23 protein-coding genes are annotated in these 26,229 nt (G+C 57.8%); 14 read left to right on the top strand and 9 right to left on the bottom strand.

Annotation, left to right across the window (positions count from 1 at the left end; all coding sequences use genetic code 11):
- The first annotated feature begins 118 nt into the window (after nucleotides 1-118).
- The 4 genes from carA (at nucleotide 119) to WC392_03005 (ending at nucleotide 5,625) form a co-directional block, all read left to right on the top strand.
- Nucleotides 119-1,249, top strand: coding sequence for a glutamine-hydrolyzing carbamoyl-phosphate synthase small subunit (gene carA, locus WC392_03020; protein ID MFA5241329.1), 1,131 nt, complete (start codon nucleotides 119-121; stop codon nucleotides 1,247-1,249).
- A 78-nt stretch (nucleotides 1,250-1,327) separates the two neighbouring features.
- On the top strand, nucleotides 1,328-4,531 hold the full coding sequence (gene carB / locus WC392_03015; protein MFA5241328.1) for a carbamoyl-phosphate synthase large subunit: 3,204 nt from the start codon (nucleotides 1,328-1,330) through the stop codon (nucleotides 4,529-4,531).
- A gap of 162 nt (nucleotides 4,532-4,693) precedes the next feature.
- Nucleotides 4,694-5,170 carry a transcription elongation factor GreA gene (gene greA / locus WC392_03010; GenBank protein MFA5241327.1) on the top strand — a complete coding sequence of 159 codons (477 nt, stop codon included), beginning with the start codon at nucleotides 4,694-4,696 and terminating at the stop codon, nucleotides 5,168-5,170.
- Nucleotides 5,170-5,625 carry a DUF4149 domain-containing protein gene (locus WC392_03005; GenBank protein ID MFA5241326.1) on the top strand — a complete coding sequence of 152 codons (456 nt, stop codon included), beginning with the start codon at nucleotides 5,170-5,172 and terminating at the stop codon, nucleotides 5,623-5,625. Before greA ends, WC392_03005 begins: the two co-directional genes overlap by 1 nt.
- Here WC392_03005 and yhbY read toward each other — a convergent pair.
- Nucleotides 5,622-5,921: a ribosome assembly RNA-binding protein YhbY gene (gene yhbY / locus WC392_03000; protein MFA5241325.1), complete on the bottom strand. Its 300-nt coding sequence runs from the start codon at nucleotides 5,919-5,921 to the stop codon at nucleotides 5,622-5,624. The genes WC392_03005 and yhbY overlap by 4 nt on opposite strands.
- Before the next feature lie 36 nt (nucleotides 5,922-5,957).
- Here yhbY and rlmE point away from each other — a divergent pair, with 36 nt between their 5' ends.
- From rlmE to glmM, 4 genes are all read left to right on the top strand, one after another.
- On the top strand, nucleotides 5,958-6,587 hold the full coding sequence (gene rlmE / locus WC392_02995) for a 23S rRNA (uridine(2552)-2'-O)-methyltransferase RlmE (protein ID MFA5241324.1): 630 nt from the start codon (nucleotides 5,958-5,960) through the stop codon (nucleotides 6,585-6,587).
- 67 nt (nucleotides 6,588-6,654) lie between these two features.
- Entirely contained in the window at nucleotides 6,655-8,550 is a 1,896-nt protein-coding gene (gene ftsH, locus WC392_02990; GenBank protein MFA5241323.1) for an ATP-dependent zinc metalloprotease FtsH, read from the top strand.
- An 83-nt stretch (nucleotides 8,551-8,633) separates the two neighbouring features.
- Nucleotides 8,634-9,452: a dihydropteroate synthase gene (gene folP, locus WC392_02985; protein MFA5241322.1), complete on the top strand. Its 819-nt coding sequence runs from the start codon at nucleotides 8,634-8,636 to the stop codon at nucleotides 9,450-9,452.
- Nucleotide 9,453: 1 nt separating this feature from the next.
- Nucleotides 9,454-10,803 carry a phosphoglucosamine mutase gene (gene glmM / locus WC392_02980; protein MFA5241321.1) on the top strand — a complete coding sequence of 450 codons (1,350 nt, stop codon included), beginning with the start codon at nucleotides 9,454-9,456 and terminating at the stop codon, nucleotides 10,801-10,803.
- 336 nt (nucleotides 10,804-11,139) lie between these two features.
- Here glmM and pstB read toward each other — a convergent pair whose 3' ends face one another.
- The 7 genes from pstB to WC392_02945 form a co-directional block, all read right to left on the bottom strand.
- Nucleotides 11,140-11,913, bottom strand: coding sequence for a phosphate ABC transporter ATP-binding protein PstB (pstB, locus tag WC392_02975; GenBank protein MFA5241320.1), 774 nt, complete (start codon nucleotides 11,911-11,913; stop codon nucleotides 11,140-11,142).
- A 14-nt stretch (nucleotides 11,914-11,927) separates the two neighbouring features.
- Nucleotides 11,928-12,773 carry a phosphate ABC transporter permease PstA gene (gene pstA, locus WC392_02970; GenBank protein MFA5241319.1) on the bottom strand — a complete coding sequence of 282 codons (846 nt, stop codon included), beginning with the start codon at nucleotides 12,771-12,773 and terminating at the stop codon, nucleotides 11,928-11,930.
- An 8-nt stretch (nucleotides 12,774-12,781) separates the two neighbouring features.
- Nucleotides 12,782-13,744, bottom strand: a complete 963-nt coding sequence (gene pstC / locus WC392_02965; protein ID MFA5241318.1) for a phosphate ABC transporter permease subunit PstC — start codon at nucleotides 13,742-13,744, stop codon at nucleotides 12,782-12,784.
- A gap of 236 nt (nucleotides 13,745-13,980) precedes the next feature.
- The gene (gene pstS, locus WC392_02960) at nucleotides 13,981-15,018 is read right to left on the bottom strand and encodes a phosphate ABC transporter substrate-binding protein PstS (protein ID MFA5241317.1); all 1,038 of its coding nucleotides are present in this window, start codon (nucleotides 15,016-15,018) and stop codon (nucleotides 13,981-13,983) included.
- A gap of 152 nt (nucleotides 15,019-15,170) precedes the next feature.
- Nucleotides 15,171-16,508: a tRNA lysidine(34) synthetase TilS gene (gene tilS, locus WC392_02955; GenBank protein ID MFA5241316.1), complete on the bottom strand. Its 1,338-nt coding sequence runs from the start codon at nucleotides 16,506-16,508 to the stop codon at nucleotides 15,171-15,173.
- Nucleotides 16,483-17,448 carry an acetyl-CoA carboxylase carboxyltransferase subunit alpha gene (locus WC392_02950; protein ID MFA5241315.1) on the bottom strand — a complete coding sequence of 322 codons (966 nt, stop codon included), beginning with the start codon at nucleotides 17,446-17,448 and terminating at the stop codon, nucleotides 16,483-16,485. Before WC392_02950 ends, tilS begins: the two co-directional genes overlap by 26 nt.
- Nucleotides 17,449-17,540: 92 nt before the next feature.
- A complete protein-coding gene (locus tag WC392_02945; protein ID MFA5241314.1) occupies nucleotides 17,541-18,782 on the bottom strand; it encodes an aspartate kinase in 1,242 nt (413 codons plus the stop codon).
- A gap of 227 nt (nucleotides 18,783-19,009) precedes the next feature.
- On the opposite strand from WC392_02945, the gene WC392_02940 reads away from it, so the two are divergent.
- Nucleotides 19,010-19,315 carry a helix-turn-helix domain-containing protein gene (locus tag WC392_02940; protein MFA5241313.1) on the top strand — a complete coding sequence of 102 codons (306 nt, stop codon included), beginning with the start codon at nucleotides 19,010-19,012 and terminating at the stop codon, nucleotides 19,313-19,315.
- On the opposite strand, the gene WC392_02935 is transcribed toward WC392_02940, so the two are convergent.
- Nucleotides 19,312-20,172: a radical SAM protein gene (locus WC392_02935; protein MFA5241312.1), complete on the bottom strand. Its 861-nt coding sequence runs from the start codon at nucleotides 20,170-20,172 to the stop codon at nucleotides 19,312-19,314. The two genes, WC392_02940 and WC392_02935, sit on opposite strands and share 4 nt — an antisense overlap.
- Nucleotides 20,173-20,247: 75 nt before the next feature.
- Between WC392_02935 and queD the strand changes: the two genes are divergently transcribed.
- From queD to hemB, 5 genes are all read left to right on the top strand, one after another.
- Complete coding sequence (gene queD, locus WC392_02930) at nucleotides 20,248-20,694, top strand: 6-carboxytetrahydropterin synthase QueD (protein ID MFA5241311.1); 447 nt, start codon at nucleotides 20,248-20,250, stop codon at nucleotides 20,692-20,694.
- A gap of 118 nt (nucleotides 20,695-20,812) precedes the next feature.
- Nucleotides 20,813-22,774, top strand: coding sequence for a transglycosylase SLT domain-containing protein (locus WC392_02925; protein MFA5241310.1), 1,962 nt, complete (start codon nucleotides 20,813-20,815; stop codon nucleotides 22,772-22,774).
- Nucleotides 22,775-22,892: 118 nt separating this feature from the next.
- Nucleotides 22,893-23,921, top strand: coding sequence for a complex I NDUFA9 subunit family protein (locus tag WC392_02920; protein MFA5241309.1), 1,029 nt, complete (start codon nucleotides 22,893-22,895; stop codon nucleotides 23,919-23,921).
- A gap of 6 nt (nucleotides 23,922-23,927) precedes the next feature.
- The gene (locus WC392_02915) at nucleotides 23,928-25,160 is read left to right on the top strand and encodes a multifunctional CCA addition/repair protein (GenBank protein MFA5241308.1); all 1,233 of its coding nucleotides are present in this window, start codon (nucleotides 23,928-23,930) and stop codon (nucleotides 25,158-25,160) included.
- A 61-nt stretch (nucleotides 25,161-25,221) separates the two neighbouring features.
- Nucleotides 25,222-26,226 carry a porphobilinogen synthase gene (gene hemB, locus WC392_02910; protein ID MFA5241307.1) on the top strand — a complete coding sequence of 335 codons (1,005 nt, stop codon included), beginning with the start codon at nucleotides 25,222-25,224 and terminating at the stop codon, nucleotides 26,224-26,226.
- Nucleotides 26,227-26,229 lie beyond the last annotated feature (3 nt).

The following is a 26,229-nucleotide window of genomic DNA, read 5'->3' as shown; positions in this document are numbered from 1 at the left end:
CCCGGTTTTACGGTATAATTTCACGCAGTTAGTGCAGGCGGGATGGGCGGAAAGCTCGTCCCGCTTTGCATGTCCGGGCCCGGTATCGGGCCACTCGATACAGATTCGGAGAGTTCTTGTGCCGCAACACCAGTCAGCCATACTCGTGCTCGCAGATGGAACAGTGTTTCGCGGTATTTCCATTGGCGCGACAGGCCATGCCGTGGGTGAGGTGGTGTTCAACACCGCGCTTACCGGGTACCAGGAAATCCTTAGCGACCCCTCCTACTGCCGTCAGATCGTTACCCTCACTTATCCCCACATCGGCAACACCGGCGCCAATCCTGAAGATGCCGAATCCACAGGGATTCATGCCGCCGGGCTGGTGATTCGTGACCTGCCCTTGTTGTCCAGCAGCTGGCGCGAAACGGAAACCCTGCCGCAATACCTCAAGCGCCACAATGTGGTGGCGATCGCCAATGTCGATACCCGCAAGCTGACGCGCATCCTGCGCGACAAAGGCGCCCAGAGCGGCTGCCTGATGGCGGGCGAGGTGGACGAGGTCCGTGCGCTGGAGCTGGCGCGCGGTTTTTCCGGCCTGGCCGGTCTGGACCTGGCCAAGGTGGTGAGCCGCACCAGCAGCGAAGTCTGGCTGGAGGGCGAGTGGAAGCTGGAGGGCGGCTTCGGCCGACAGGCGGCGCCCAAATTCCATGTCGTGGCCTACGATTACGGCGTCAAGCGCAATATCCTGCGCATGCTTGCCGAGCGCGGCTGCAAGGTTACCGTGCTGCCGGCGCAAACGCCGGTGGAAGAAGTATTCAAGCTCAATCCGGATGGCGTGTTCCTGTCCAACGGCCCGGGGGATCCCGAGCCGTGCGATTACGCCATCAGCGCGATCCAGCAGGTGCTGGAGAAGAAGATTCCCACCTTCGGCATCTGCCTCGGCCATCAGTTGCTGGCGCTGGCTTCGGGCGCCAAAACCATGAAAATGAAGTTCGGTCACCATGGCGCCAACCATCCGGTGCAGGATCTGGATAGTGGCCGGGTGATGATCACCAGCCAGAACCACGGTTTTGCGGTCGATCCGGCCACGCTGCCCACCAACCTGCGCGTGACGCACAAATCCCTGTTTGACGGCAGCAATCAAGGGTTGAGCCGCACCGACGTGCCGGCGTTCAGCTTCCAGGGCCACCCGGAAGCAAGCCCGGGGCCGCACGACGTGGCGTATTTGTTCGACCGCTTCATCTCCATGATGCAACAGAAAAAGTGAGGAGTGAGGGGTGAGGAGTGAGGAGTAGGGCGCGGACTTTCGCCTCACTCCTCACTCCTCACCCCTCACCTAAAAGAAATGCCAAAACGTACCGACATAAAATCCATCCTTATCATCGGCGCCGGCCCGATCGTCATCGGCCAGGCCTGTGAATTCGATTATTCCGGCGCCCAGGCATGCAAGGCCCTGCGCGAGGAGGGGTACCGCGTCATTCTGGTGAACTCCAATCCGGCCACCATCATGACCGACCCTGGCATGGCGGATGCCACCTACATCGAGCCGATTACCTGGCAGGTGGTGGAAAAGATTATCGAAAAAGAGCGCCCCGATGTGTTGCTGCCGACCATGGGCGGGCAGACGGCCTTGAATTGCGCGCTGGATCTGGCCAGGCACGGGGTGCTGGAAAAGTATTCGGTGGAAATGATCGGTGCGACGCGCGAGGCGATCGACAAGGCCGAGGACCGGGAAAAATTCAAGAAGGCGATGGAGAAGATCGGCCTCGCCTGCCCGCGCGCCGCGATTGCCCACAGCCTGGAAGAAGCCTTCCAGGTGCAGGCCATGGTGGGCTACCCCACCATTATCCGTCCGTCCTTTACCATGGGCGGCTCCGGCGGCGGCATTGCCTACAACAAGGAAGAGTTTGTCGCCATCTGCGAGCGCGGCCTGGAGGCATCGCCCACGCGCGAATTGCTGATCGAGGAATCGGTGATCGGCTGGAAAGAATACGAAATGGAGGTGGTGCGGGACAAGAAGGACAACTGCATCATCATCTGCTCGATCGAGAACTTTGACGCCATGGGCGTGCACACCGGTGACTCCATCACCGTTGCTCCGGCCCAGACCCTGACCGACCGCGAATACCAGATCATGCGCAACGCTAGTTTGGCGGTGCTGCGTGAAATCGGTGTGGAAACCGGCGGTTCCAACGTGCAGTTCGGCATCAATCCAAAGAATGGGCAGATGGTGGTGATCGAGATGAACCCGCGCGTGTCGCGTTCCTCGGCGCTGGCATCCAAGGCCACCGGCTTCCCCATTGCCAAGGTGGCGGCCAAGCTGGCGATCGGCTACACCCTGGACGAGCTGCAGAACGACATCACCGGCGGCGCCACTCCAGCCTCTTTCGAGCCGAGCATCGATTACGTGGTGACCAAGATCCCGCGTTTCGCCTTCGAAAAATTTCCCCAGGCTAATGACCGCCTGACTACCCAGATGAAATCGGTGGGTGAAGTCATGGCGATGGGGCGCACGTTCCAGGAGTCGCTGCAGAAAGCCCTGCGCGGCCTCGAAACCGGCAACGACGGTCTGGATGAAAAGACCACGGATATCGATGTGCTGGAAACCGAGCTGGGCGAGCCTGGCCCGGAACGCATCTGGTACATCGCGGACGCCATGCGCTGCGGCATGTCCCAGGAACAAATTTACCAGCTGACCCATGTTGACCCCTGGTTCCTGGCGCAAATGAAGGACCTGGTCGAGCAGGAGCAGGCGCTATCCGGGCGCAGGCTGGCCGATCTCTCGCGCGACGAGATGCGGCGCCTCAAACGCAGCGGATTTGCGGATCGCCGGCTGGCCAAACTGCTGGGCGTGACCCAGCACGAAGTGCGCAGTGCGCGCCATGCCATGGGCGTGCGTCCGGTGTACAAGCGCGTGGATACCTGCGCCGCCGAATTCGCCACGCATACCGCCTACATGTATTCGAGCTACGAGGAAGAGTGCGAGTCCGCGCCCACCGGCAAGAAAAAGATCATGGTGCTGGGCGGCGGACCCAACCGCATCGGCCAGGGTATTGAATTCGACTACTGCTGCGTGCATGCGGCATTCGCATTGCGCGAAGACGGTTACGAGACCATCATGGTCAACTGCAACCCGGAAACCGTTTCCACCGACTACGATACTTCCGACCGCCTGTATTTCGAGCCGCTGACGCTGGAAGACGTGCTGGAAATCGTCCATGTCGAAAAGCCTTACGGCGTGATCGTGCAGTACGGCGGCCAGACGCCGCTCAAGCTGGCGCGCGACCTGGAAGCCAACGGGGTGCCCATCATCGGCACCACGCCGGACATGATCGATGCCGCCGAAGATCGCGAACGTTTCCAGAAGCTGCTGCAAGACCTCAAGCTCAAGCAGCCGCCCAACCGCACAGCGCGGGCGCCTGAGGCGGCCATCCAGGCGGCGGAAGAAATCGGCTACCCCCTGGTGGTGCGCCCTTCCTACGTGCTGGGCGGCCGTGCCATGGAAATTGTGCACCAGCAGTCCGATCTCGAACGCTACATGCGCGAGGCGGTCAAGGTTTCCAATGACTCTCCGGTATTGCTTGACCGATTCCTCAATGACGCCACCGAGGTGGACGTGGATGCCATCTGCGACGGCACCGACGTTCTGATTGGCGGCATCATGGAGCACATCGAGGAAGCTGGCGTGCATTCCGGCGACTCGGCCTGTTCCCTGCCGCCCTACAGCCTGTCGCAAAAGCTGCAGGATGAGTTGCGGCGCCAGACTGTCGCCATGGCCAAGGGTCTGAACGTGATCGGGCTGATGAACGTGCAGTTTGCCATTCAGGGCGAGACGGTCTTCGTACTGGAAGTCAATCCGCGCGCTTCGCGTACCGTTCCTTTCGTATCCAAGGCCACCGGCGTGCCGCTGGCCATGGTCGCTGCGCGCTGCATGGTGGGCCAGAGTCTGAAGCAGCAGGGCGTGACACGCGAAGTGATTCCTCCTTTCTACTCGGTGAAGGAGGCGGTATTCCCCTTCATCAAGTTCCCCGGGGTGGATCCCATACTCGGCCCTGAAATGAAATCCACCGGCGAGGTCATGGGCGTGGGCAATACTTTTGCCGAAGCCTTCCTCAAGTCGCAAATGGCCGCAAGCGTGAAGCTCCCATCTGGCGGCAAGGCGCTGATTAGCGTGAGGAATTCGGACAAGGAGCGAGTGCTGGATATCGCCCGCAATCTGTCTGAACTTGGTTTTGGTCTCTATGCCACGCGCGGCACGGCGGCGGCAATCCAGGCGGCAGGCATCCCGGTCACGGCGGTGAACAAGGTGCATGAGGGACGCCCGCATATTGTCGACCTGATCAAGAACGGCGAGATCAGCCTGATCATCAATACCGTGGAAGACAAGCGTGCGGTGCAGGATTCCTACGCCATCCGTCATGCCACCCTGCAGCAGCGGATTACTTATTACACCACCTTGTCCGGAGCGCGTGCGGCGTGCATCGGCATGCAGCACATGAAGGAATTGCAGGTATACGGCCTGCAGGAGTTGCACCAGCGTCTACGTTGAACCGGCTGGGAGCTTGAATTGTGCGGATTGGGGCAACCCAATCCGCATTGTTATTTACCCCCCCTTGAATCCCCCTTGTCAGGGGGAGCCCGTTCCCTCCTCCCCTGACAGGGGAGGCCGGGAGGGGTTAGCGGGTGGATTTGTATTAAGGAATATAGAGTAATGAGTAAAGTGCCACTGACTGTGGTCGGAGCTGAATTGTTGCGCGCCGAACTACAAAACCTGAAAAACGTCGAACGGCCCAGTGTGATTGCTGCCATTGCAGAAGCCCGCTCCCATGGCGACCTGTCGGAAAATGCCGAGTACGATGCGGCCAAGGAGCGCCAGAGCTTCGTCGAAGGGCGCATCGCCGAAGTCGAGGGAAAGCTCTCCAATGCCCAGATCATCGACCCGAAGCTGCTCGATGCGGAAGGCCGCTGCGTATTTGGCGCGACGGTAGAGCTGGAAGACATGGAAAGCGGTGACAAGACGATCTATCAGATCGTGGGTGACGACGAGGCCGATATCAAGCAGGGCAAGATTTCCATCAGCTCTCCCATTGCCCGTGCGCTGATCGGAAAGCCGGCTGGCGACATGGCGGAAGTCCAGGCGCCGGGCGGCATTCGCGAATATGAAATTCTGGATGTGAAGTACATTTGATGAATCGTCTTGCTGACAAGCTGGCACTGATTGCGGTCACGCTATGGGTAGGCGCCCTGTGGGCGATTGGTTACCTTGCCGCGCCAGTGCTGTTTTCGGCCCTGGGCGACAAAAGCATGGCCGGCATGCTGGCAGGGAAGATGTTTACCCTCGTCGCCTATATCGGCATGGTGTGCGGGTTTTATCTGGTGATTCATCGCATCGCAGCTTATGGCGGCAGCGCAATGAAACAGGGATTTTTCTGGGCTGCGCTGGTAATGCTGTTATTGGCAATCGCCAGCCACTTCGGCATTCAGCCGATTCTTGAAGGTCTCAAGAGTCAGGCTTTGCCAAAGGAAGTCATGGAGAGCATGTTTCGCGACCGGTTTGCGCGCTGGCATGGCGTCTCCAGTATTGTATACATGATACAAAGCCTGCTTGGGCTGGTGCTGGTGCTGGCGCCGCGCCGGAGCTAGCTTTTGGGCAGGGCCAGTTTGGGCTTTTTCGCGGCTTTGTAAATGACCAGTGTTTTGCCGATATGCTGTGCTGGAGCCGCTTCCAGCGCGGTGCAAATTTCCATCAGCATTTTTTCGCGCTGTTCGCGATCACCGCTGGCGACCTTGATTTTGATCAGTTCATGACTGTTCAGGCTGCGCTCGATTTCTTTCATTACCGCTTCGCTCAACCCGGCATCGCCGATCAACACCACGGGGTTGAGCGAGTGGGCCTGAGCGCGCAAAAAACGGCGCTGACCGGGAGTTAGGTTCAACATGCTTTTAATGTTCCAAAAAATGCGACAGTTTACCCTATGAAACGAAGCCGAACCAGCAAGGCCTGGATGCGCGAGCATGTCAATGACCCTTACGTGCTGCTGGCCAGCAAGGAAGGTTACCGCTCGCGAGCCGTATACAAGTTGATGGAGATAGATGAGCGCGACCATCTGCTCAAGCCTGGCCTGACCGTGGTCGATCTGGGGGCTGCGCCCGGCGGCTGGACCCAGGTGGCGGCGAAGAAGATTGGACCATCTGGTGTGCTGGTCGCATTTGATATTTTGCCCATGGATCCCGTGCACGGGGCGCTCTTCATACAGGGCGATTTCCGTGAGGACGCTGCGTTAACCCAACTCGACGATGCTTTGCGGGGTAGGCCGGTGGATCTTGTGATTTCCGACATGGCCCCCAATATCAGCGGTGTTGGCATCGTGGATCAGGCGCGCAGCATGCATCTTGCCGAGTTGGCCCTGGAGTTTTCGCGCCAGCACCTGAAACCAGAGGGGAGTTTTCTGGTCAAAGTTTTTCAGGGTGAGGGATTTGAAGACTTTGTGCGTGAAATGCGCACCTGCTTTTCCCAGGTTCTGGTGCGCAAGCCCAAAGCCTCCAGGGGGCGCAGTACCGAGGTCTACATGCTGGGTAAAGGCTTGCGCGAGCAAGAGAAATAAATCTTACCGGCATACAGGCAAAGCGTTTAAAATTGAACGAAATTATGCATTTTTCCAAGGAATTAGCTTGAACAATCTGATGAAAAATATAGCTATCTGGCTGGTGATCGCCCTGGTGCTGATGACTGTTTTCAACCAGTTCGGTACGCGGCAGACAGCGCAGAGCCAGATAGAATATTCCCAGTTTATCGATGAAGTAAAAAGCGGGAAAATTGCCAAGGTGACCATTGAAGGTCATGTCCTTAAAAGCGTGACCACCGATGGCAAGCGCTTCACGACTTATGCGCCTTCCGATCCGTGGCTGGTTTCCGACATGCTCAAGAGCGGCGTGGTGGTGGAGGCCAAGCCGGAGGAAGAGTCTTCTTTTCTGATGAATATCTTTATTTCCTGGTTCCCCATGCTGCTCCTGATTGGCGTATGGGTGTTCTTCATGCGCCAGATGCAGGGCGGCGGCAAGGGCGGCGCATTTTCCTTCGGCAAGAGCAAGGCTCGTCTCCTGGATGAGGCGACCAATACCGTGACGTTTGCCGATGTGGCGGGGTGCGATGAGGCCAAGGAAGAAGTCTCTGAACTGGTCGAGTTCCTGCGCGACCCGAGCAAATTCCAGAAACTGGGCGGCAGAATCCCGCGCGGAGTGCTGATGGTGGGCAATCCCGGTACGGGTAAAACCCTGCTGGCGAAGGCGATAGCTGGTGAAGCAAAAGTGCCGTTCTTCAGTATTTCCGGTTCCGATTTCGTTGAAATGTTCGTGGGCGTTGGTGCAGCACGTGTGCGCGACATGTTCGAACAGGCCAAGAAAAATGCACCCTGCATCATCTTTATTGACGAGATTGATGCCGTTGGCCGTCAGCGCGGCGCTGGCCTGGGCGGCGGCAATGACGAACGCGAACAGACCCTGAACCAGTTGCTGGTGGAAATGGATGGCTTCGAGGGCACTTCGGGCGTGATCGTGGTCGCCGCGACCAACCGGCCTGATGTGCTGGACCCGGCGTTGCTGCGTCCAGGCCGTTTTGACCGTCAGGTAGTGGTGCCTTTGCCGGACATCCGTGGTCGCGAACAGATTCTCATGGTTCACATGCGCAAGGTGCCGATTGCGCCCGATGTGAAGGCAGATATCCTTGCTCGCGGCACACCAGGCATGTCTGGCGCGGATCTGGCCAATCTGGTGAATGAAGCGGCCTTGTTTGCTGCTCGCTTCAACAAGCGTCTGGTAGACATGGATGATTTCGAGAAGGCCAAGGACAAGATCATCATGGGCGCCGAGCGCCGTTCCATCGTGATGCCGGAAGAAGAGCGCAGGAATACGGCTTACCACGAGTCCGGCCATGCCGTGGTGGCGCGCCTGCTACCGAAGACCGACCCAGTACACAAGGTCACCATTATTCCGCGTGGACGCGCTCTGGGCGTGACCATGCAGTTGCCGGTCGAGGATCGCTACAGCCTGAATAGTGAGGGTATCCTGCAGAACATTGCCGTGCTGTTTGGCGGGCGCATTGCCGAGGAAGTGTTCATGGGGCAGATGACCACCGGCGCCAGCAACGATTTCGAACGCGCTACTGAAATGGCGCGGCGCATGGTGACCCAGTGGGGTATGAGCGATGCCTTGGGGCCGATGGTCTATGGCGAGAATGAAGGCGAGGTGTTCCTTGGCCGTTCGGTAACCACGCACAAGAATGTCTCCGAAGCCACCATGCAGCAGGTGGACAAGGAAATCCGCCGCATCATCGATCAGCAGTACGCCCTGGCGCGCAAGCTGATCGAGGACAACCGCGACAAGATCGAGGCGATGACAAAAGCCCTGCTGGAATGGGAAACCATCGATGCCGAGCAGATCGGCGATATCATGGAAGGCAAGGAACCACGCCCGCCCAAGCCAAGTCAGGGCAGTGCGACTCCACCACCCCAGGACCATACGCCCAGCGCACCGGCAACCAGTACCCATGCGCCGGCACAGGAAGCCTGATAAGAGTGAGGGGTGAGGAGTAAGGGGTGAGGGGTAAAACCTCCACTGAATTTCCTCCTCACTCCTCACTCCTCACTCCTCACATGTTTTACTGCGGCCGCTTCACCCTTTCCCTGGATCGCCCTCTCATCATGGGCATCGTCAATGTCACGCCTGACTCCTTTTCGGACGGCGGCCAATTCCATTCCTCCGCACGTGCTATCCAGCACGCCAGGCTGCTCGTGGAACAGGGTGCTGACCTGCTCGATATCGGCGGTGAATCGACCCGCCCGGGTGCGCAGGCGGTTGGCATCGAGGAAGAACTGGAGCGTGTCCTGCCCGTGCTCGAAGGCTTGAGCGATTGTGGTGTGCCGCTCTCGGTGGATACCCTTAAGCCTGAAGTCATGCGTGCGGCGATTCGGGCCGGTGCCGACATGATCAATGACGTTAATGCACTGCGCGCCGAAGGTGCCCTGCAGGCAGTGGCGGAATCCGGCGTCGCGGTATGCCTGATGCACATGCAGGGTCAACCCGGAACCATGCAGCACAGCCCCCTGTATCAGGATGTGGTGGCTGAGGTGAAGACCTTTCTGGGCGAGCGTATTGCCGCTGCGGAACGGGCCGGCATCCAGCGTAATCGCATGCTGATCGATCCGGGTTTCGGCTTTGGCAAGACCCTGGAACATAATGTTTGCATGTTGAAGCGGCTGGATGCTTTCACCAGCCTGGGCGTACCGCTGCTGGCCGGGCTATCGCGCAAATCGATGCTGGGTTTGTTGACCGGCTTGCCGGTAGAAGAAAGAATGGTGCCCAGTGTTGCCGCAGCCATGATTGCGGCCATGAAAGGCGCAAATATTTTGCGGGTGCATGATGTGAAAGAAACCAGACAAGCGCTGCGGATCGTCAGCGCATTGGGAGAGTGAGATGAGCAGGAAATATTTCGGCACGGATGGGATACGAGGCAAGGTAGGTGAGACAACCATAACACCAGATTTCGTCATGCGCCTGGGTTATGCGGCAGGGCGTGTTCTGGCGCAGGCAGGGCAGGGAGAGCGCACCAGCGTGCTGATCGGAAAGGACACGCGTATTTCCGGCTACATGCTGGAGTCGGCGCTGGAAGCCGGCCTGTCTGCCGCCGGCGTGGACGTGCTTTTGCTCGGCCCCATGCCAACGCCCGGCGTGGCCTATCTCACCCGCGCCCTGCGCGCCCAGGCCGGGGTGGTGATTTCGGCATCGCATAATCCGTTCGAGGATAACGGCATCAAATTCTTTTCCGCCAGCGGCAACAAGCTGTCGGACGCAATCGAGCTGGCAATCGAGGCCGAGCTCGAACAACCGATGCGCACCATGCCTTCGGCCCAGCTGGGCAAGGTGAAGCGGGTGAACGATGCTGCCGGGCGCTACATCGAATTCTGCAAGAGCTCCTTTCCCAATGAACTGGATCTGCGCGGTATGAAGATCGTGGTGGATTGCGCCCATGGTGCAACCTACCACGTTGCGCCCCTGGTTTTTCATGAACTTGGCGCAGAGGTGATCGCGGTGGGAAACCAGCCGGATGGCCTGAATATCAACCAGGATTGCGGCTCCACCAAGCCAGAGGCATTGCGTTCCGCGGTTCTGGAATATGGCGCTGATATTGGCATTGCGCTGGATGGTGATGGCGACCGGGTCATGATGGCGGATCGTTCCGGCAAACTGTTCGACGGCGATCAACTGGTCTATGCAATCGCAAAATTTCGCCAGGAGCAGGGGTTCCTCAAAGGCGGAGTGGTCGGCACATTGATGACCAATCTGGCCATGGAGCACGCCCTGGCAAGGCTGGACATCCCGTTTGCACGTGCCAAAGTGGGTGATCGCTATGTGCTGGAGCTCATGCAGGAGCGAGGCTGGTTCCTGGGCGGCGAGAACTCCGGACACATCCTGTGTCTTGATCGTCATACCACCGGGGATGGCATCATTTCGGCCTTGCAGGTATTGGAGGCGCTCAAGCTGAGCGGCAAGAGCCTGTCCGAATTCACGCAAGAGCTGGTGCTATATCCGCAGATTCTGATCAACGTGCGGGTTGAAAAAGATTTCGATTTCAAATCCTGCATTCCGCTCCAGGAAGTGCTGGCACAGGCCGAGCAGGCCCTGGATGGAGAAGGACGGGTGCTGTTGCGGCCATCTGGCACCGAGCCCCTGTTGCGGGTGATGGTGGAAGGCCGGGATGAGGAAAAAGTTCGCCACTGGGCGGAAACCCTGTCCGCAGCGGTACGCAAATCCGCTGGCTCATGACTCGCTTAAGTCTGGAACTGCGCCGCCGTTAGCTCAAAATGGCTTGCCAGGTCCTTGAGGCTGTAAACGGCGCCCGGCTGGTTGGTGATCGGGCGTGAATTGCTTTCTGCCATGGTCGAAATTCATTCCACTTTGCGTGCAATGCCCTGGCTGGCGCCATGAAGTTCGCGGCTCGTTTTGCAGCGGCATTAATCTCTGATAATGCGTTCGTGGCCTGATTGGTCAGTGCCACGCCTTCGCTCGCTTCACGCAGCTTGGCAATTCTGCGGCAGTAAATACAAAAACGCCCGCTCCAGTTATGGACGCGGGCGCGCAGGGTAATGAAAAGGGCGGGGGTCAGCCAAACTTGCCCGTAATGTAGTCCTCGGTGGCCTTCTGCTTGGGCGTGGTGAAGATGGTGTCCGTATCACCAAACTCGATCAGTTCGCCAAGGTACATGTAGGCGGTGTAGTCGGATACGCGCGCAGCCTGTTGCATGTTGTGCGTCACGATAACGATGGTGTAGTCCTCCTTGAGCTCGAAGATCAGTTCTTCGATGCGCGCGGTGGAGATCGGGTCGAGTGCCGATGCGGGTTCATCGAGCAGCACCACTTCCGGTTTGACCGCGATGCCGCGCGCGATGCACAGGCGCTGCTGCTGGCCGCCCGAGAGACTGGTGCCGCCCTGGCTCAGCTTGTCCTTTACTTCATCCCATAATGCGGCCTTGCGCAACGCCCATTCGACCCGCTCCGCCAGGTCGCGGCGGCTGAGGCTTTCATACAGTTTCACACCAAATGCGACATTGTCGAAAATCGACATCGGGAAGGGCGTCGGCTTCTGGAATACCATGCCCATTTTGGCCCGCAGGATGTTGAGATCCTGCTTTTTGTCGAGAATGTTCGCGCCATCCATCATGATTTCACCCTTGGCCTCCTGGCCGGGGTAGAGCTGGTACATGCGGTTGAAGACGCGCAGCAGGGTGGATTTTCCGCAGCCGGAAGGGCCGATGAAGGCGGTGACTTTCTTCTCCGGAATATCCAGATTGATGGATTTCAGCGCTTGATATTTGCCGTAGTAAAAATTCAGGTCGCGGACGGTGATTTTGGGAGCGATCGAGTGCGGATGGTTCATGCTCATCTCAGTTTTTAATTAAACGATGTTTTTTTGCGGAACAGCACGCGCGCCACGATATTCAGGCCCAGCACGCCCATCGTGATCAGCAGCGCCCCGGCCCAGGCCAGCTTCTGCCAGTCTTCGTATGGGCTCATGGCGAACTGGAATATGACCACGGGCAAATTGGACATGGGCTTGTTCATGTCGGCGCTCCAGAACTGGTTGTTGAGTGCCGTGAACAGCAGCGGGGCGGTTTCTCCGCTGATGCGCGCAACCGCCAGCAATACGCCGGTCAACATGCCGGTCTTGGAGGCGCGCCAGGTTACCAGCGTCACCACTTTCCATTGCGGCGCGCCCAGGGCGGCAGCCGCTTCGCGCAGACTGTCCGGTATCAGGCGCAACATATCCTCGGTGGTGCGCACCACGACCGGGATGACGATCAGCGAAAGGGCCAGCGTCCCGGCCCAGCCGGAAAAATGGCCGACATTGGCGACATAAACCGCATAGATAAAGAGGCCGATCACGATCGATGGCGCGGACAGCAGGATATCGTTGATGAAACGGGTGGTGGGGGCGAGCCAGCCGCGTTGTCCGAATTCGGCCAGATAGGTGCCGGCCATAATGCCGATCGGGGTGCCGATCAGGGTGGCGAGGGTGGCCATCACCACGCTGCCGGCAATGGCGTTGAGCAGGCCGCCGGTCCCGCCCGGAGGAGGGGTCATCTGGGTGAATATGGCAATGCCGATGCCGCCCAGGCCTTTCTGGAACAGGGTAAACAAAATCCAGGTCAGCCAGAACAGGCCAAATGCCATAGCCAGCATGGAGGCTGAGAGATTAAAGGCATTGATGATGCGACGGCGGGTATAAATGGAGACCATGATGTGTCCTAAGTGACCTTGCCTTCGCGTTTCTTGAGCTGGATCAGCAGAATCTTGGCGCAAGCCAGCACGATGAAGGTGATGAAGAACAGGATCAGGCCGAGTTCGATCAGGGCCGCGGTATAGAGTTCGCCCTCTGCTTCGGTGAATTCATTGGCCAGTGCCGAGGCGATACTGTTGCCGGGCATGAAAAGAGAGGCATGCAGCTGGTGTGCGTTGCCGATAACGAAAGTGACCGCCATGGTTTCGCCCAGCGCGCGGCCAAGGCCAAGCATGATGCCGCCGACCACGCCGATCTTGGTGTAGGGCAGCACGACGTTCCACACGACTTCCCAGGTGGTGGCGCCGAGGCCATAGGCCGATTCCTTGAGCATGGGCGGCACGATCTCGAACACGTCGCGCATGACGGCGGCGATGAAGGGGATCACCATGATGGCCAGGATGATGCCGGCGGTCAGCACGCCGATGCCCATGAATGGGCCATCGAACAGCAGGTTGATCAGCGGGATGTCGCCAAAAATACCACGCAGCCAGGGCTGAACGTATTCAGCGAACAGCGGGGCGAACACGAACAGGCCCCACATGCCGTAAATGATGCTGGGAATCCCGGCCAGCAGTTCGATTGCCGTGCCGAGAGGGCGTCGTAGCCAGGGAGGGGACATTTCCGTAAGAAACAGGGCGATACCGAAGCTGATCGGGATGCCGATCGACAGCGCAATAATCGAGGTTACCAGCGTACCGATGATCGGCACCAGGGCGCCGAACTTTTCCGTGACGGGATTCCACTCGGAACTGAACAGGAAACCGAAACCGAAGGCCTTGATCGCCGGCATGCTGCCGATTACCAGAGAGCCAATGATGGCGGCGAGAATTGAGAAGACCAAAAAGGCAAACAACCACGTGGTGTTGCGAAAAATCAGGTCAAACAGATGCTGTCTTTTCAGTGTCGCTGCGGAGTATATATTTGACATCGTTTGGCTTTGTCAGGCTTGAAAAATGCGCTGCTTTGGTTTTTCTGAACGAACGATTATAGCTAATTTAAGGTTCCGCGCTAAGTGCGGCAATTTGCCGCGCTTAAAAACATGGCTCTGAAGCATTTCCAGCATTGCTGCAAACACAAGCTGGAAATGGTTCAGGGTCATAATGCACGTGTCAGGCCGGGCAGTACCGCATTGCCCGGCCTTCTTCTTGCTGGTGTCTTGGCTTGTTAGTACACTGCTTTGCCGTCCGCGGCCTTGATATTGGCTTTCCAGGAACCCTGGATCAGCTTTACCACGCTGTCAGGCATCGGAATGTAGTCCAGTTCCAGCGCCATATTGTCGCCCTTGCTGTAGGCCCACTCAAAGAACTTCAGCACATTGGCGGCCTGTGCAGGATTGTCCTGGGACTTGTGCATCAGGATGAAGGTGGCGCCGGTGATGGGCCAGCTGTTCTTGCCCGGCTCGTTGGTGAGGATTTCGTAGAAGCCGGGAGCCTTGTCCCACTGGGCGTTGGCGGCGGCAGCCTTGAAGTTGTCCTCGGTGGGCATGACGTATACGCCATCCTTGTTTTGCAGTTGGGCGTAGTTCATTTTGTTCTGCTTGGCGTAAGCCGCTTCTACGTAGCCGATCGACCCCTTGATCTGCTTGACGAAGTTTGCCACGCCTTCATTGCCCTTGCCGCCGGTACCAACAGGCCAGGCCACGGAAGCATCCGCACCCACTTTGTCTTTCCACTCCGGGCTGACCTTGCTCAGGTAGTCAGCAAACAGGAAGGTCGTGCCGGAACCGTCGGAGCGATGCACCACGGTGATGTCGCTGTCAGGCAGGGCAACACCCTTGTTCAGATTGGCGATAGCCGGATCGTTCCATTTCTTGACCTTGCCGAGGAAAATATCGGCCAGCACTGCGCCAGTCAGTTTGACCTGGCCTTCCTTGATGCCGTCCACATTGATGACCGGCACCACGCCACCCATCACGGTCGGGAACTGGGTTAGGCCGGCTTTTTCCAGCTCTTCCGGTTTGAGGGGTTTGTCAGAGGCGCCGAAATCCACGGTCTTGGCCTTGATCTGCTTGATGCCGCCACCGGAGCCGATGGACTGGTAATTCATGCCGATGCCGGTTTCTTTCTTGTAGGCGTCAGCCCATTTGGCGTAAATCGGGTAGGGGAAAGTCGCGCCGGCGCCGGTGATATCGGCGGCGAAGACGGAGGTGCTCATGGAGAGCACTGCAGCAGCGATCAGGGTACGGCCAAATTGCAGTTTCATGAATGACTCCTGTTAGTTTAATGTTGGCAGAATCAGAAAGTGCACGCAGTTTATGGCGGAAATGTTACAGAATTATGAAATTGCTTTTGCGTCCATTGGCTTCACCGGTTTAAAACCGCTTTTCGCAAATAGGCTGGCGGAAGGTTCGATATTTACACGTTGTCCGCAGTTTGCCATTCAAGCATGATGCCCGCTTCGTCAGGGTGTGCCTGAAAGGGGCAGGCTATTCCTATGCCCAGTCCGGCGACCAGGCTTTCGCCGCTGAAGAGTAATGGCAAAGTCTGGCGTTTCCAGGGCGGAATGCCCGCTTCCTGAAAGAGGTTTTTCAGGCTCCGCTGCGGTCGTTTGCAGTCGGGTTGCAGGCGTTCGCCGCCTTGACGCAGGCGCAGGGTGACGGGGCCCTGTTCCAGCCGTGCCCGGCTGATTCCCTGGCCCTGGACGGGCCAGAATTTCAAGGTGCCCCGCAGCGCACTCAGTTCGATTTCGCTTTCGCCTTGCCAGACGTAACTCAGGCCTTGGCCGGGTTGTTGTAATGCCGGAATCACCCAGGCCCGGTTGAGAAAGCGGCGCAGTTCAAAGGACCCGAGCTGGATTTTTATCCTGGCATCCGGTTTTGCGCTCAGTAACTGATTCAGCATGTCTTCCAGGCGTATTGCGCTGGGCGCGGCAATGTTGTGCAGTTTAAGGAAGTGGCGCAGCAGATTTTTTGCGCGCGGCCAGGAAAGGTGCGCGAGCGCTGGCACGAAAAGTTTTTTTTCATGTATTGCAGCGCGCGCATCATGGGCAGCCAGTTCTTCCAGCAACAGGGCGCTTTCTGAAAAATTGCGGCTGGCGCGCAGGAGCGTTTCGCGATAGGCCGGGAAGCGGTCCGCCAGTACCGGCAGCACACGGTGGCGCAGGAAGTTGCGGTCGAAACGGGTGTCCAGATTGCTTTCGTCTTCCACCCAATTCAAGCCTCGGTGGCGGGCATATAGCTCAAGCTGGGCACGGGATATTTTCAGGAGTGGCCGAAGCAGCCGGTTATTCTGTTCGGCCATGGCGCTGGCACCCTCCACGCCGCAGCCGCGCAGGAGTTGCAACAGCAGGGTTTCCGCCTGGTCATCAAGATGGTGGGCCAGCACAATGAAATCAGTAGCGGCGTGGTTTAACGCTTCGTGACGTACGGCGCGGGCAGCCGCTTCCAGGCTGTCGCCGGGCTGGAATGGAACTTGCACCACGGCAATGTCCAGCGGAACCGCATAAGCCTCGCAAAGCATGGAACAAAAGGCCGCCCAGTCTCCGGCCTGGGGGCTGAGCTGGTGGTTGACGTGAGTGGCAGAAAGCCGGAATTGCAGGGGCTGTCGCAGTTGCGCCAGGAGGTCAAGCAGCACCACGGAGTCCAGGCCGCCAGAAAGGCCCAGGGTGAGATGCTGGCCGGGATGAACCCGCGGGCTTAAAGCTTGTGCAACTTGAGTGGCGAGATCATCAGGCAGTTTCTTTGAACTTGCCATAGCTCATCAGTCGCTGATAACGGGCTTTCAGCAATTCGTCCAGAGAAGGGTTTGCCTGAATCTGGTTCATGCTTTCCTGCAGCGCTTTCTTGAGGGTCTGCATCATGGCTTCCGGGTCACGGTGGGCGCCGCCGATGGGTTCGCTGACAATTTTGTCGATCAGTCCCAGTGATTTGAGGCGGTTGGCGGTGATGCCCAGGGTTTCGGCCGCCTCGGGGGCCTTGTCCGCGTTCTTCCACAGGATCGATGCGCAGCCTTCAGGGGAAATCACAGAGTAGCTTGAAAATTGCAGCATCAGGGTGACATCGCCGACCCCGATCGCCAGGGCGCCACCGGAGCCGCCTTCGCCGATGATGGTGCAGATGATTGGGGTGCGCAGTTCTGACATGACGTAGAGGTTGCGTGCGATGGCTTCGGACTGCCCGCGTTCTTCGGCGCCAATGCCTGGGTAGGCGCCGGGCGTGTCGATAAAGGTCATTACCGGAATGCCGAATTTTTCAGCCATGCGCATCAGGCGTAGTGCCTTGCGGTAGCCTTCCGGGCGGGGCATGCCGAAGTTGCGGTAAATCTTTTCCTTGGTGTCGCGGCCTTTCTGGTGGCCGATTACCATGACTGACTGGCCGTCAAAGCGCGCCAGTCCGCCGACAATGGCAGGATCATCGGAATAGGCACGGTCGCCATGCAGTTCTTCAAAGTCGGTAAAAATATTCTGCAGGTAATCCAGCGTGTAGGGGCGCTGTGCGTGACGCGCCACCTGAGAAACCTGCCAGGCGCCAAGCTTGCTGTAGATGTCCTTGGAGAGCGTCTGGCTTTTCTTGCTCAGGCGAGAGATTTCTTCCGAAATATCCAGATCCGAATCGTCGTGGACATTTTGCAGTTCTTCGATCTTTGATTCTAGCTCGGCGATCGGCTGCTCAAAATCAAGAAAAATGGTTTTCATGGGCTGGAGGATGTCTGGTTAACGAAATTCATAATACAGAGGTGACGAGCAAAAAAGAAGGGGCGCAAGGCCCCTCTTTGGGGAGGCTTGTCTTACGCCAGGAGCGGGGAGCCGCTCTGTTCAAGGTTGAACGCCTTGTGCAGGATGCGTACGGCCAGTTCCAGGTATTTCTCGTCGATTACTACCGAAATCTTGATTTCGGAAGTGGAGATCATCTGGATGTTGATGCCTTCCTCGGCCAAAGTGCGGAACATGGCGCTGGCAATGCCGACGTGCGAGCGCATGCCGACACCGACTACCGATACCTTGGCAATTTTGTCGTCGCCGCTGATTTCGCGCGCACCGATATGAGTCTGAACATTCCGGAGAATTTCAATAGCCTTGGCGTATTCGTTGCGGTGAACGGTAAAGGTGAAGTCGGTGCTGCCATCAGCGCCGACATTCTGGATGATCATGTCCACATCGATATTGGCTTCGGCCACCGGGCCCAGGATCTGATAGGCGATGCCGGGCTTGTCAGGTGCGCCCAGCACGGTAATTTTGGCTTCGTCGCGGTTAAAGGCGATGCCCGAAATAATCGCTTTTTCCATCTTGTCGTCATCCTCAAATGTGATCAGCGTGCCGTCTCCGCCTTCTTCAAAGCTGGATAGCACGCGCAGTTTTACTTTGTATTTTCCGGCGAACTCAACCGAGCGAATCTGCAATACCTTGGAGCCCAGGCTGGCCAGCTCCAGCATCTCTTCAAAAGTGATGGTTTCGAGGCGGCGCGCTTCCGGCACGATGCGCGGATCGGTGGTGTATACGCCGTCCACATCGGTGTAGATCTGACATTCGTCCGCCTTGAGCGCGGCTGCCAGCGCAACGCCCGTGGTGTCTGATCCGCCGCGGCCCAGCGTGGTGATGTTGCCGTTCTCGTCCACGCCCTGGAAGCCGGCGACCACCACTACGTGCCCTTCGTTCAGGTCGTTGCGGATGCTGTTCTCGTCGATGGAGAGAATGCGCGCCTTGGTGTGAGCGTTATCGGTCACGATGCGGACCTGCGCGCCGGTATAGCTTTTGGCCTTGAGGCCGATTTCCTTGAGCGACATGGCGAGAAGAGCAATGGTGACTTGCTCGCCGGTCGAAATCATGACGTCCAGCTCACGCGGGTCGGGGTGGATCTGAACCGATTTGGCCAGTGCAATGAGGCGGTTGGTTTCGCCGCTCATGGCGGAAACTACTACCACGACCTGGTGTCCCATATTCTGGAAGCGGGCGACGCGACGGGCGACGTTTTTGATCCTCTCAGGGTCGCCAACCGAGGTGCCACCGTATTTTTGTACAATCAGTGCCATTTTAAAGCTCTGCAAAAATTGGTGATTTTAGCCTATTTGCTTAAGGAAAACGAGGGGGTTGATGCCTTGTCAGGAAGGGGGTAGTGGTAGATATGTACCACCCATATAACGAAAAATTTTATTCTGTCTATAGGGGAAACCATTATTCTGTGGTAATATTTTCATGTCATTTTCGGCTTGATCCGAAGAACTCATTTAAATCATTTGCTTAATAGGGGTGTGAAGCCATGAAACTTTTTGACAAGGTTGCCAATCCACGCGAGATTCGTCGCAAACTGGGTATGAATCAGCAGGAGTTCTGGACCAAGATTGGTGTGACACAGAGTGGCGGGTCACGCTATGAGAGCGGCCGGGATATGCCCAAGCCGGTGCGCGAGTTGCTGCGCCTGGTGCATATGGAGCATGTCGATCTGACCAAGGTCAAGCGCGAAGATTTCGAGATTGTGGAATATATGAAGCAGTCTCATGCCGATCTTTATAAAAGCATGAAGAAAGCTGTGCGTTCTACCCACAAGGCTGGAGAAGCACATTAAGCGCTGCTTTTTGTCTCCAGCCCCAGCGCCCTGATATCTGCGGCCAAGGCGTCGATCCAGTTTTGGGTCAGGGGCGTCAGCCGAGGCGCGTCAGCCTGCATGGAAGGGCGTGCCAGGCCGTACAGCAACACCCCTCGCAACGGGATGCCGAGATCCATGGCGTGTGACAGAAATCCCAGATAGGCTTCGCGTTCGCTTGCCTCCGGCGGTTGGCCGTCGAGGGCAAAAACCGCAGTCTGAATCCAGGTGGGGCACAGACTGGCCGCGGTACGCAGGTTGGCCATGACTGTTTCAGGTTTCTGGCGGCTATGATTAATGCGCAATCGCCCTTCTGGAGTGGCGCTATCCAGTTTGAACCAGATTTCCCCATTCAGGCTTTCCATTCGCTTGAGACCTCTGCGCACGTTTGGCCGGTGCACAAGGCTGCCATTTGTGATCAAGATCAGTTTGATGTGGCCGGTGAGGCTGAATTCACCCATGATTTTCGCTACCAGTTCGATCACCTGTTCGAACTCCGTAGCGCTGGTCGGTTCGCCATTGCCGGAAAGCGCGATGTCTTTCAGGCGCCGCGCTTCGGGGGCTAAATGCCCGGCCATGAAGTTGCCGTGCAGCAACTCCTTCAGAAACTCACGCAGTTCCTTCTCCAGCAGGGGCAGATCAACGGGCGGCGCGCTGCCACGCTGCAGATCCGGCACCTGGCAATAAATGCAGCGCCAGTTGCAGGCGTTGTTGGGGTTCAGGTTGATGCCCAGGGATATTCCACCAGATCGACGCGAGATAACCGGATATACATAGGTCAGTCCGGCGCTGTCGCGGCTGTGGTCGTGTGTGCTGAGAGGTGTCGGGCGCTGAGTCATGAGACGATTGAACCACTGAACGCCGCCTCGGGCAAGAATGCTATAATCAACGACCTTTTCGGAGCGCGCTATTTCATGCTGATTACCCGCAGACTGGAGTTCGATGCCGGCCATCGCATCCCCAACCACAACAGCCAGTGCCGGCATCTTCATGGTCATCGTTATGCGATCGAGATTACCCTGTCGGGTCAGATTATTGATATCGAGGGCCTGTCCGAAAAGGGAATGGTGATGGATTTCTCCGAAGTAAAAGCCATCGCTCAAGAGGTCGTGGTCAAGCAGTGGGATCATGCCTTTCTGGCTTACCAGGGGGACATCGAGGTCGTGGATTTTCTTGCAGGCTTGCCTGGACACAAGACGGTGATCCTGGACGTGGTACCTACAGCGGAAAATCTTGCCGAGACTGCGTTTCGCATGCTTGACGAGGCCTACGTTGATCGCTACGCCAACCACCTTCGCCTGGAACAGGTGCGCTTGTACGAAACCCCAAACAACTGGGCGGATGCGCGGCGTCAGGCTTGAATTTTTGCCCTGGGTCTGCCCCGCGCGTTATAGCGGTCATGGCATCCGTGCTATTCTCAAGATCAGTCAAGACACCCTTTGCGTCTATCGCGCAGCCGCACCAGGATGCAAGTATTTCATGATGCTAAAATCGATATTTCTGTTTTTCTCCCTGTGCCTGTTTTCTTTGACGAATGCGGCAGCCAGCAGCGCTGATGATGAATTTCTCGCGGGACGCGATGCATTTCGAAAGGGGGATGCCGCGCGCCTGAATCTGGCAGCAAAACGTCTTGGGAATCATCCCCTGGCACCTTATCTGAATTATTACCAGCTTCTGATGCGTCTCAAGCTTGCCAGTGCGGCAGAGGTGCGGGGCTTTATTGCGGCCGATGCGGATTCATACCTAGCAGGCAGGTTGCGTGCCGACTGGCTGAAAATTCTGGGGAAGCAGCAGAATTGGGCGCTATTCCTGGAAGAGTATCCCTTGCTGAATGCCAACAATGATGCAGAGCTTTCCTGTTTTGCCTTGCAGGCCAGGTTGCAGCGCGGAGATGCGGATGTATTTCAGGAGGGCCGAAAACAATGGTTGAGCGGGACGGAAACTGCCGCCTCGTGCCGGCCGGTGTTTGAGGCCATGATGGCCGCAGAAGAGTTGAGGGGGGAGGATGTCTGGGCTCGCATCCGGCTTGCGCTGGAGCTGGGGAACATCAGCGTGGCACGGCAGTCGGCAGAGGATTTGCCCGTGGCGCAAAAACCTGGTTTCGGTGCAGTGGAAAAGGTAGCTGATAATCCACAATGGTTTCTGGATGCGGTGGGCGCCACTCCTCAAGGCCGTGCCGAGCGGGAACTGACGATGTTTGCCATTTATCGTCTGGCACGCAGCCAGCCAATGGCTGCGCTGCCTTACTGGAACCGGCTGCAGCCTCAGTTCAGCCCGGAGGAGCAGCGTTATGTTTGGGGGCAGATGGCTTTTCATGCTGCGCGCCGGCATGAGCCTGTCGCAATGCAGTGGTTCCGTGAAGCGGGTGATACGCCCATGAACGAGCTCCAGCTGACATGGCGCGTTCGTGCGGCCTTGCGGGCGCAGGACTGGCCGCAGGTGTTGTCCGGGATTGCGGCGATGCCCGAGGCTATGCAGAACCAGGGCGCCTGGCGTTACTGGAAGGCTCGCGGGCTCAAGACTGGCGGCAAGACGGGCGATGCCAATGCGATTCTGGCGCCCCTGTCGCTCGAGCATAATTTTTATGGTCAGATGGCGCTTGAGGAGCTGGGTGCGGTCGTCAGCAATCCGCATCCCACCTATGAAACCAGTGAGGAGGATATCCGCGAAGTCAGGGCGATTCCAGGCATCCAGCGTGCGCTGGCTCTCTACCGGCTCGACCAGAGAACCGAGGCAAATCGTGAATGGATGTGGTCGAGCCGAAATTTCGGTGATGCGCAACTACTGGCAGCCGCAGAACTGGCAAAGCGCAACAATTGGCTTGATCGTGCCATCAATACCGCCGACAAAACCCGGAGTCTGCATGATTTCAGTCTGCGCTATCCGGCGCCTCACCGCGAATTGATGCAGGTTTATGCCCAGGAACACGGGCTGGATGAGGCATGGGTGTATGGCCTGATCCGGCAGGAAAGCCGTTTCGTGCAGCAGGCGCGCTCCAGCGTGGGCGCTTCCGGCCTGATGCAACTGATGCCGGCAACGGCCAAATGGATTGCCGGCCGGATGGGCATGAAGCATTTTCGCCAGAGCCTGGTCAACCAGATCGATACCAATATTTCCTTTGGTACCTATTATCTGAGGTATGTACTCGATACCAATGATGGCCAGCCGGTGCTTGCCACGGCATCCTACAACGCAGGGCCAACGCGCGCACGGCGCTGGAAGGATGAGAAAGCCCTGGAGGGCGCAATTTACGCTGAATCCATCCCATTCTCGGAAACCCGTGGATATGTCCAGAAGGTCATGAGCAATGCCAGTTATTATGCGAATCGCTTTGAGCGCCAGGTCGTAACCCTGAGGCAGCGCCTGGGGACGATTGCGGGGAAGGGCGCTAATAACGAATGCCAGAATCCGGATGAGCGGAGCCCTTCCTGCGATCCGTGACGGACAATGGGTATCAGGCTAGAATCCTTATTATAAAAACCCGGTTTGGACATGATGACATTTCGAATGGCGATCAGAACCGGGGTGGGCATTTTCTCAAGAAAGCGGTAATAACGTTATGAATATCAAGAAGATCTGTATCCTGGGCGGTGGTGGTTTTGTTGGCACCCATCTGGTGAACAAGCTGGAAATGGCGGGGTATGCGGTTCGCGTTCTGACCAGCAAGCGCGATCATGCCAAGAATATTTCTGTCCTGCCCACGGTGGAAGTGGTCGAAACCAACATTTTTGACCCATCTGAATTAAATCGCCATTTTTCCGGCATGGATGCCGTGATTAATCTGGTGGGTATGCTGCATGAGAATAAAACCAGCCGGGTGGGCAAACCCATGGCACGGCGCGGGGGTTTCCAGGAAGTGCATGTGGAGCTGCCACGCAAGATTGTTGACGCTTGCGCGGCTTCGGGAATCAAGCGGCTGTTGCATATGAGCGCACTCAATGCCGATCCCAATGGGCCGAGCGCCTATCTTCGATCCAAGGGCTTGGGCGAGGCTATTGTGCGTGATGCCGGCATGCGGCTCAACGAAAATGAAAACTGGTACCTCAACGGGCCAAAATCTGCGAATGGCCATGGATTGGCTGTGACCGTGTTCCGGCCTTCCGTCATTTTCGGGCGCGAGGACAGCTTTATCAATATGTTTGCCGGCTTGCTGAAAATTGCACCGGTGCTGCCGCTGGCCAGCCCGGACGTGAAGTTTCAGCCGGTGCATGTCGATGACGTAGCTCAGGCTTTTGTGGCGAGCATCAATAACCAGGCCACTTTTGGGCGCGCCTATGATTTGTGTGGCCCCAAGGTTTACACTTTGCGCGAACTGGTCGATCTGGTTGCAAAACTGACTGGCCGTAACCGCAAGATCATCAATCTTTGCCCGCAATTGTCTTATCTGATGGCATTGCTGATGGAATGGATGCCGGGCCCCAGGCTGATGACGCGCGACAACTATTACTCGATGCAGGTTGATGCCGTTTGCACCTGCGAATTTCCGAAGATTTTTGATATCAAGCCCAGTGCTTTGGAAGCCGTGGCGCCGGATTATCTTTCCCAATCGCATTGCTATCAGGGCTTTCGCTCTGCGGCAGGCCGCTGATTCGCAATGCAGGTCTACCAGGTCGGCGGTGCGGTGCGCGACGAACTGCTTGGCCTGCCGGTGCAGGACCGGGATTATGTAGTGGTGGGCGCCACCCCCGAGGAGATGGCGAAGCTGGGATTCAGGCCGGTGGGCAAGGATTTTCCGGTTTTTCTTCACCCCCGGACCCATGAGGAATATGCCCTTGCCCGTACCGAGCGCAAGACGGCCAGGGGTTACAAGGGTTTCCAGGTGCATGCCGAGCCGGAAGTGACCCTGGAGCAGGATCTTGCCCGGCGCGATCTAACCATCAATGCCATTGCCCGGGATGACGCGGGCGGCATCATTGACCCCTATCATGGCGTGAGTGATATCCGGGCGGGTATTCTGCGTCACGTCAGCCAGGCCTTTGTCGAAGATCCCGTGCGGATTTTGCGCGTGGCACGCTTCGCGGCGCGTTTCTGGCAATTCTCCATTGCACCTGAAACACTTGAATTGATGCGGGAAATGGTCAGGAATGGTGAGGTAGATGCACTGGTTCCCGAACGGGTGTGGCAGGAACTCGCCAAGGGCCTGATGGAACGCCAGCCGTCGCGCATGTTCCATGTGCTGCGTGAATGCGGAGCCCTGGCGCGCATCCTGCCCGAACTCGACTGCTTGTTCGGGGTGCCCCAGCCAGCCCAGTATCATCCGGAAATCGATACCGGCATCCATGTCATGATGGTGCTTGACTGTACGGCTTCCCGCGCATATCCGCTGGAGGTTCGCTTTGCCGCACTGACGCATGATCTTGGCAAGGGCACGACGCCTCGGGCAGAATGGCCGCGCCATATTGCACATGAGCAGCGCGGCTCCGCACTGATCAAGCCGCTGTGCGAACGCCTGAGAGTGCCCAATGCGTGCCGTGACCTGGCGCTGGTGACGGCACGCTTTCACGGCATGGTTCATCGTGCCGAGGAGTTGCGGGCTGAAACGCTGTTGAAACTCCTTCATGACACCGATGCGCTACGCCAGCCTCAGCGTTTCGAACTTTTTCTGCAGGCATGCGAGGCTGATTTCTGTGGCCGGGCAGGCTTCGAACAACAGGATTTCCTGCCGGCGGATGTGCTGCGCCGCGGGCTTGGCGTTGTTTCCGCAGTGGATGCCGGGGCGGTGGCAAAGCAATGCGCGGACCCGGACCAGATTCGGGACCATGTGTATCAGGCGCGTCTGACAGCACTCAGGCAATGGCGGCAGAAGTCTCACCCGAATCGAGCATAAACTCGTTAAAATAGAAATGCTTTCGACTGAATTTACCCCCTAATCCGGAATTTTCCTGATCATGCAAACTCTAGGCCAATCCCCCTCCAAGCGCATGCGCCGTATGCGGCGTGATGATTTCTCCCGCCGCCTGATGCGCGAAAACCAACTCAGCAGTGCTGATCTGATTTATCCGGTTTTCGTGCTGGATGGAAGTGACCGAATTGAAGCAGTGGCCTCAATGCCGGGAGTTGAGCGCAAGACGCTGGACCACCTGTTGCGCCAGGCCGAGCAGTGCCTGGAACTGGGCGTGCCGGCGCTGGCAATCTTCCCCGTTATTGATGCCGGGCTGAAAAGCCTTGACGCGGCGGAAGCCTATAACCCGGACGGCCTCGTGCCGCGTGTGGTAGGGGCTTTGAAACAGCGCTTCCCGGAATTGGGCGTGATTACCGATATCGCGCTGGACCCGTACACCAGCCACGGCCAGGATGGCTTGATTGATGCGGACGGCTATGTCCTGAACGATGAAACAGTGGCGGTTCTGGCACGTCAGGCGCTGGTTCATGCCGCCGCCGGCGCGGATGTGGTTGCGCCCTCGGACATGATGGACGGCCGCATTGGTGCAGTACGGGCGGCGCTGGACGCGGAGCAATTCATCCATACCCGCATTCTGGCCTACTCGGCCAAATATGCCTCCAGTTTTTACGGGCCGTTTCGCGATGCGGTGGGCTCGTCCGCCAACCTGGGCGGCGGCAACAAATACACTTACCAGATGGACCCGGCCAACAGCGATGAGGCCTTGTGGGAGGTGGGGCTGGATCTGGCTGAAGGGGCGGACATGGTGATGGTCAAGCCGGGCATGCCTTATCTGGACATCGTGCGGCGCTTGAAGGATGAGTTCAAGGCGCCTACCTTCGTCTATCAGGTCAGTGGTGAATATGCCATGCTCAAGGCTGCCGCCCAGAATGGCTGGCTGAATGAGAGGGCCTGCGTGCTGGAATCGTTGCTGGCGTTCAAGCGCGCCGGGGCGGATGGAATTCTGACTTATTTTGCCCTGGATGCGGCGCGCTGGCTGAAAGAGGGCTGAACT

The sequence above is a fragment of the Sulfuricella sp. genome, assembly GCA_041651995.1.
Taxonomy (GTDB): domain Bacteria; phylum Pseudomonadota; class Gammaproteobacteria; order Burkholderiales; family Sulfuricellaceae; genus Sulfurimicrobium.
The sequence above is the reverse complement of the archived record's forward strand: the minus strand, read 5'-3'. Positions and strand labels throughout refer to the sequence as shown.

Bases quoted from the DNA above. Each gene is read 5' to 3' on its own strand.
- WC392_03005 (MFA5241326.1), top strand. From the start codon at position 5,170: ATGAATCGTCTTGCTGACAAGCTGGCACTGATTGCGGTCACGCTATGG.
- folP (MFA5241322.1), top strand. From the start codon at position 8,634: ATGTTTTACTGCGGCCGCTTCACCCTTTCCCTGGATCGCCCTCTCATC.
- WC392_02920 (MFA5241309.1), top strand. From the start codon at position 22,893: ATGAATATCAAGAAGATCTGTATCCTGGGCGGTGGTGGTTTTGTTGGC.
- queD (MFA5241311.1), top strand. From the start codon at position 20,248: ATGCTGATTACCCGCAGACTGGAGTTCGATGCCGGCCATCGCATCCCC.
- WC392_02950 (MFA5241315.1), bottom strand. From the start codon at position 17,448: ATGAAAACCATTTTTCTTGATTTTGAGCAGCCGATCGCCGAGCTAGAA.
- WC392_02935 (MFA5241312.1), bottom strand. From the start codon at position 20,172: ATGACTCAGCGCCCGACACCTCTCAGCACACACGACCACAGCCGCGAC.
- WC392_02915 (MFA5241308.1), top strand. From the start codon at position 23,928: ATGCAGGTCTACCAGGTCGGCGGTGCGGTGCGCGACGAACTGCTTGGC.
- glmM (MFA5241321.1), top strand. From the start codon at position 9,454: ATGAGCAGGAAATATTTCGGCACGGATGGGATACGAGGCAAGGTAGGT.
- WC392_02925 (MFA5241310.1), top strand. From the start codon at position 20,813: ATGATGCTAAAATCGATATTTCTGTTTTTCTCCCTGTGCCTGTTTTCT.
- WC392_02945 (MFA5241314.1), bottom strand. From the start codon at position 18,782: ATGGCACTGATTGTACAAAAATACGGTGGCACCTCGGTTGGCGACCCT.
- pstS (MFA5241317.1), bottom strand. From the start codon at position 15,018: ATGAAACTGCAATTTGGCCGTACCCTGATCGCTGCTGCAGTGCTCTCC.
- pstB (MFA5241320.1), bottom strand. From the start codon at position 11,913: ATGAACCATCCGCACTCGATCGCTCCCAAAATCACCGTCCGCGACCTG.
- tilS (MFA5241316.1), bottom strand. From the start codon at position 16,508: ATGGCAAGTTCAAAGAAACTGCCTGATGATCTCGCCACTCAAGTTGCA.
- WC392_02940 (MFA5241313.1), top strand. From the start codon at position 19,010: ATGAAACTTTTTGACAAGGTTGCCAATCCACGCGAGATTCGTCGCAAA.
- carB (MFA5241328.1), top strand. From the start codon at position 1,328: ATGCCAAAACGTACCGACATAAAATCCATCCTTATCATCGGCGCCGGC.
- hemB (MFA5241307.1), top strand. From the start codon at position 25,222: ATGCAAACTCTAGGCCAATCCCCCTCCAAGCGCATGCGCCGTATGCGG.
- rlmE (MFA5241324.1), top strand. From the start codon at position 5,958: ATGAAACGAAGCCGAACCAGCAAGGCCTGGATGCGCGAGCATGTCAAT.
- pstC (MFA5241318.1), bottom strand. From the start codon at position 13,744: ATGTCAAATATATACTCCGCAGCGACACTGAAAAGACAGCATCTGTTT.
- yhbY (MFA5241325.1), bottom strand. From the start codon at position 5,921: ATGTTGAACCTAACTCCCGGTCAGCGCCGTTTTTTGCGCGCTCAGGCC.
- pstA (MFA5241319.1), bottom strand. From the start codon at position 12,773: ATGGTCTCCATTTATACCCGCCGTCGCATCATCAATGCCTTTAATCTC.
- greA (MFA5241327.1), top strand. From the start codon at position 4,694: ATGAGTAAAGTGCCACTGACTGTGGTCGGAGCTGAATTGTTGCGCGCC.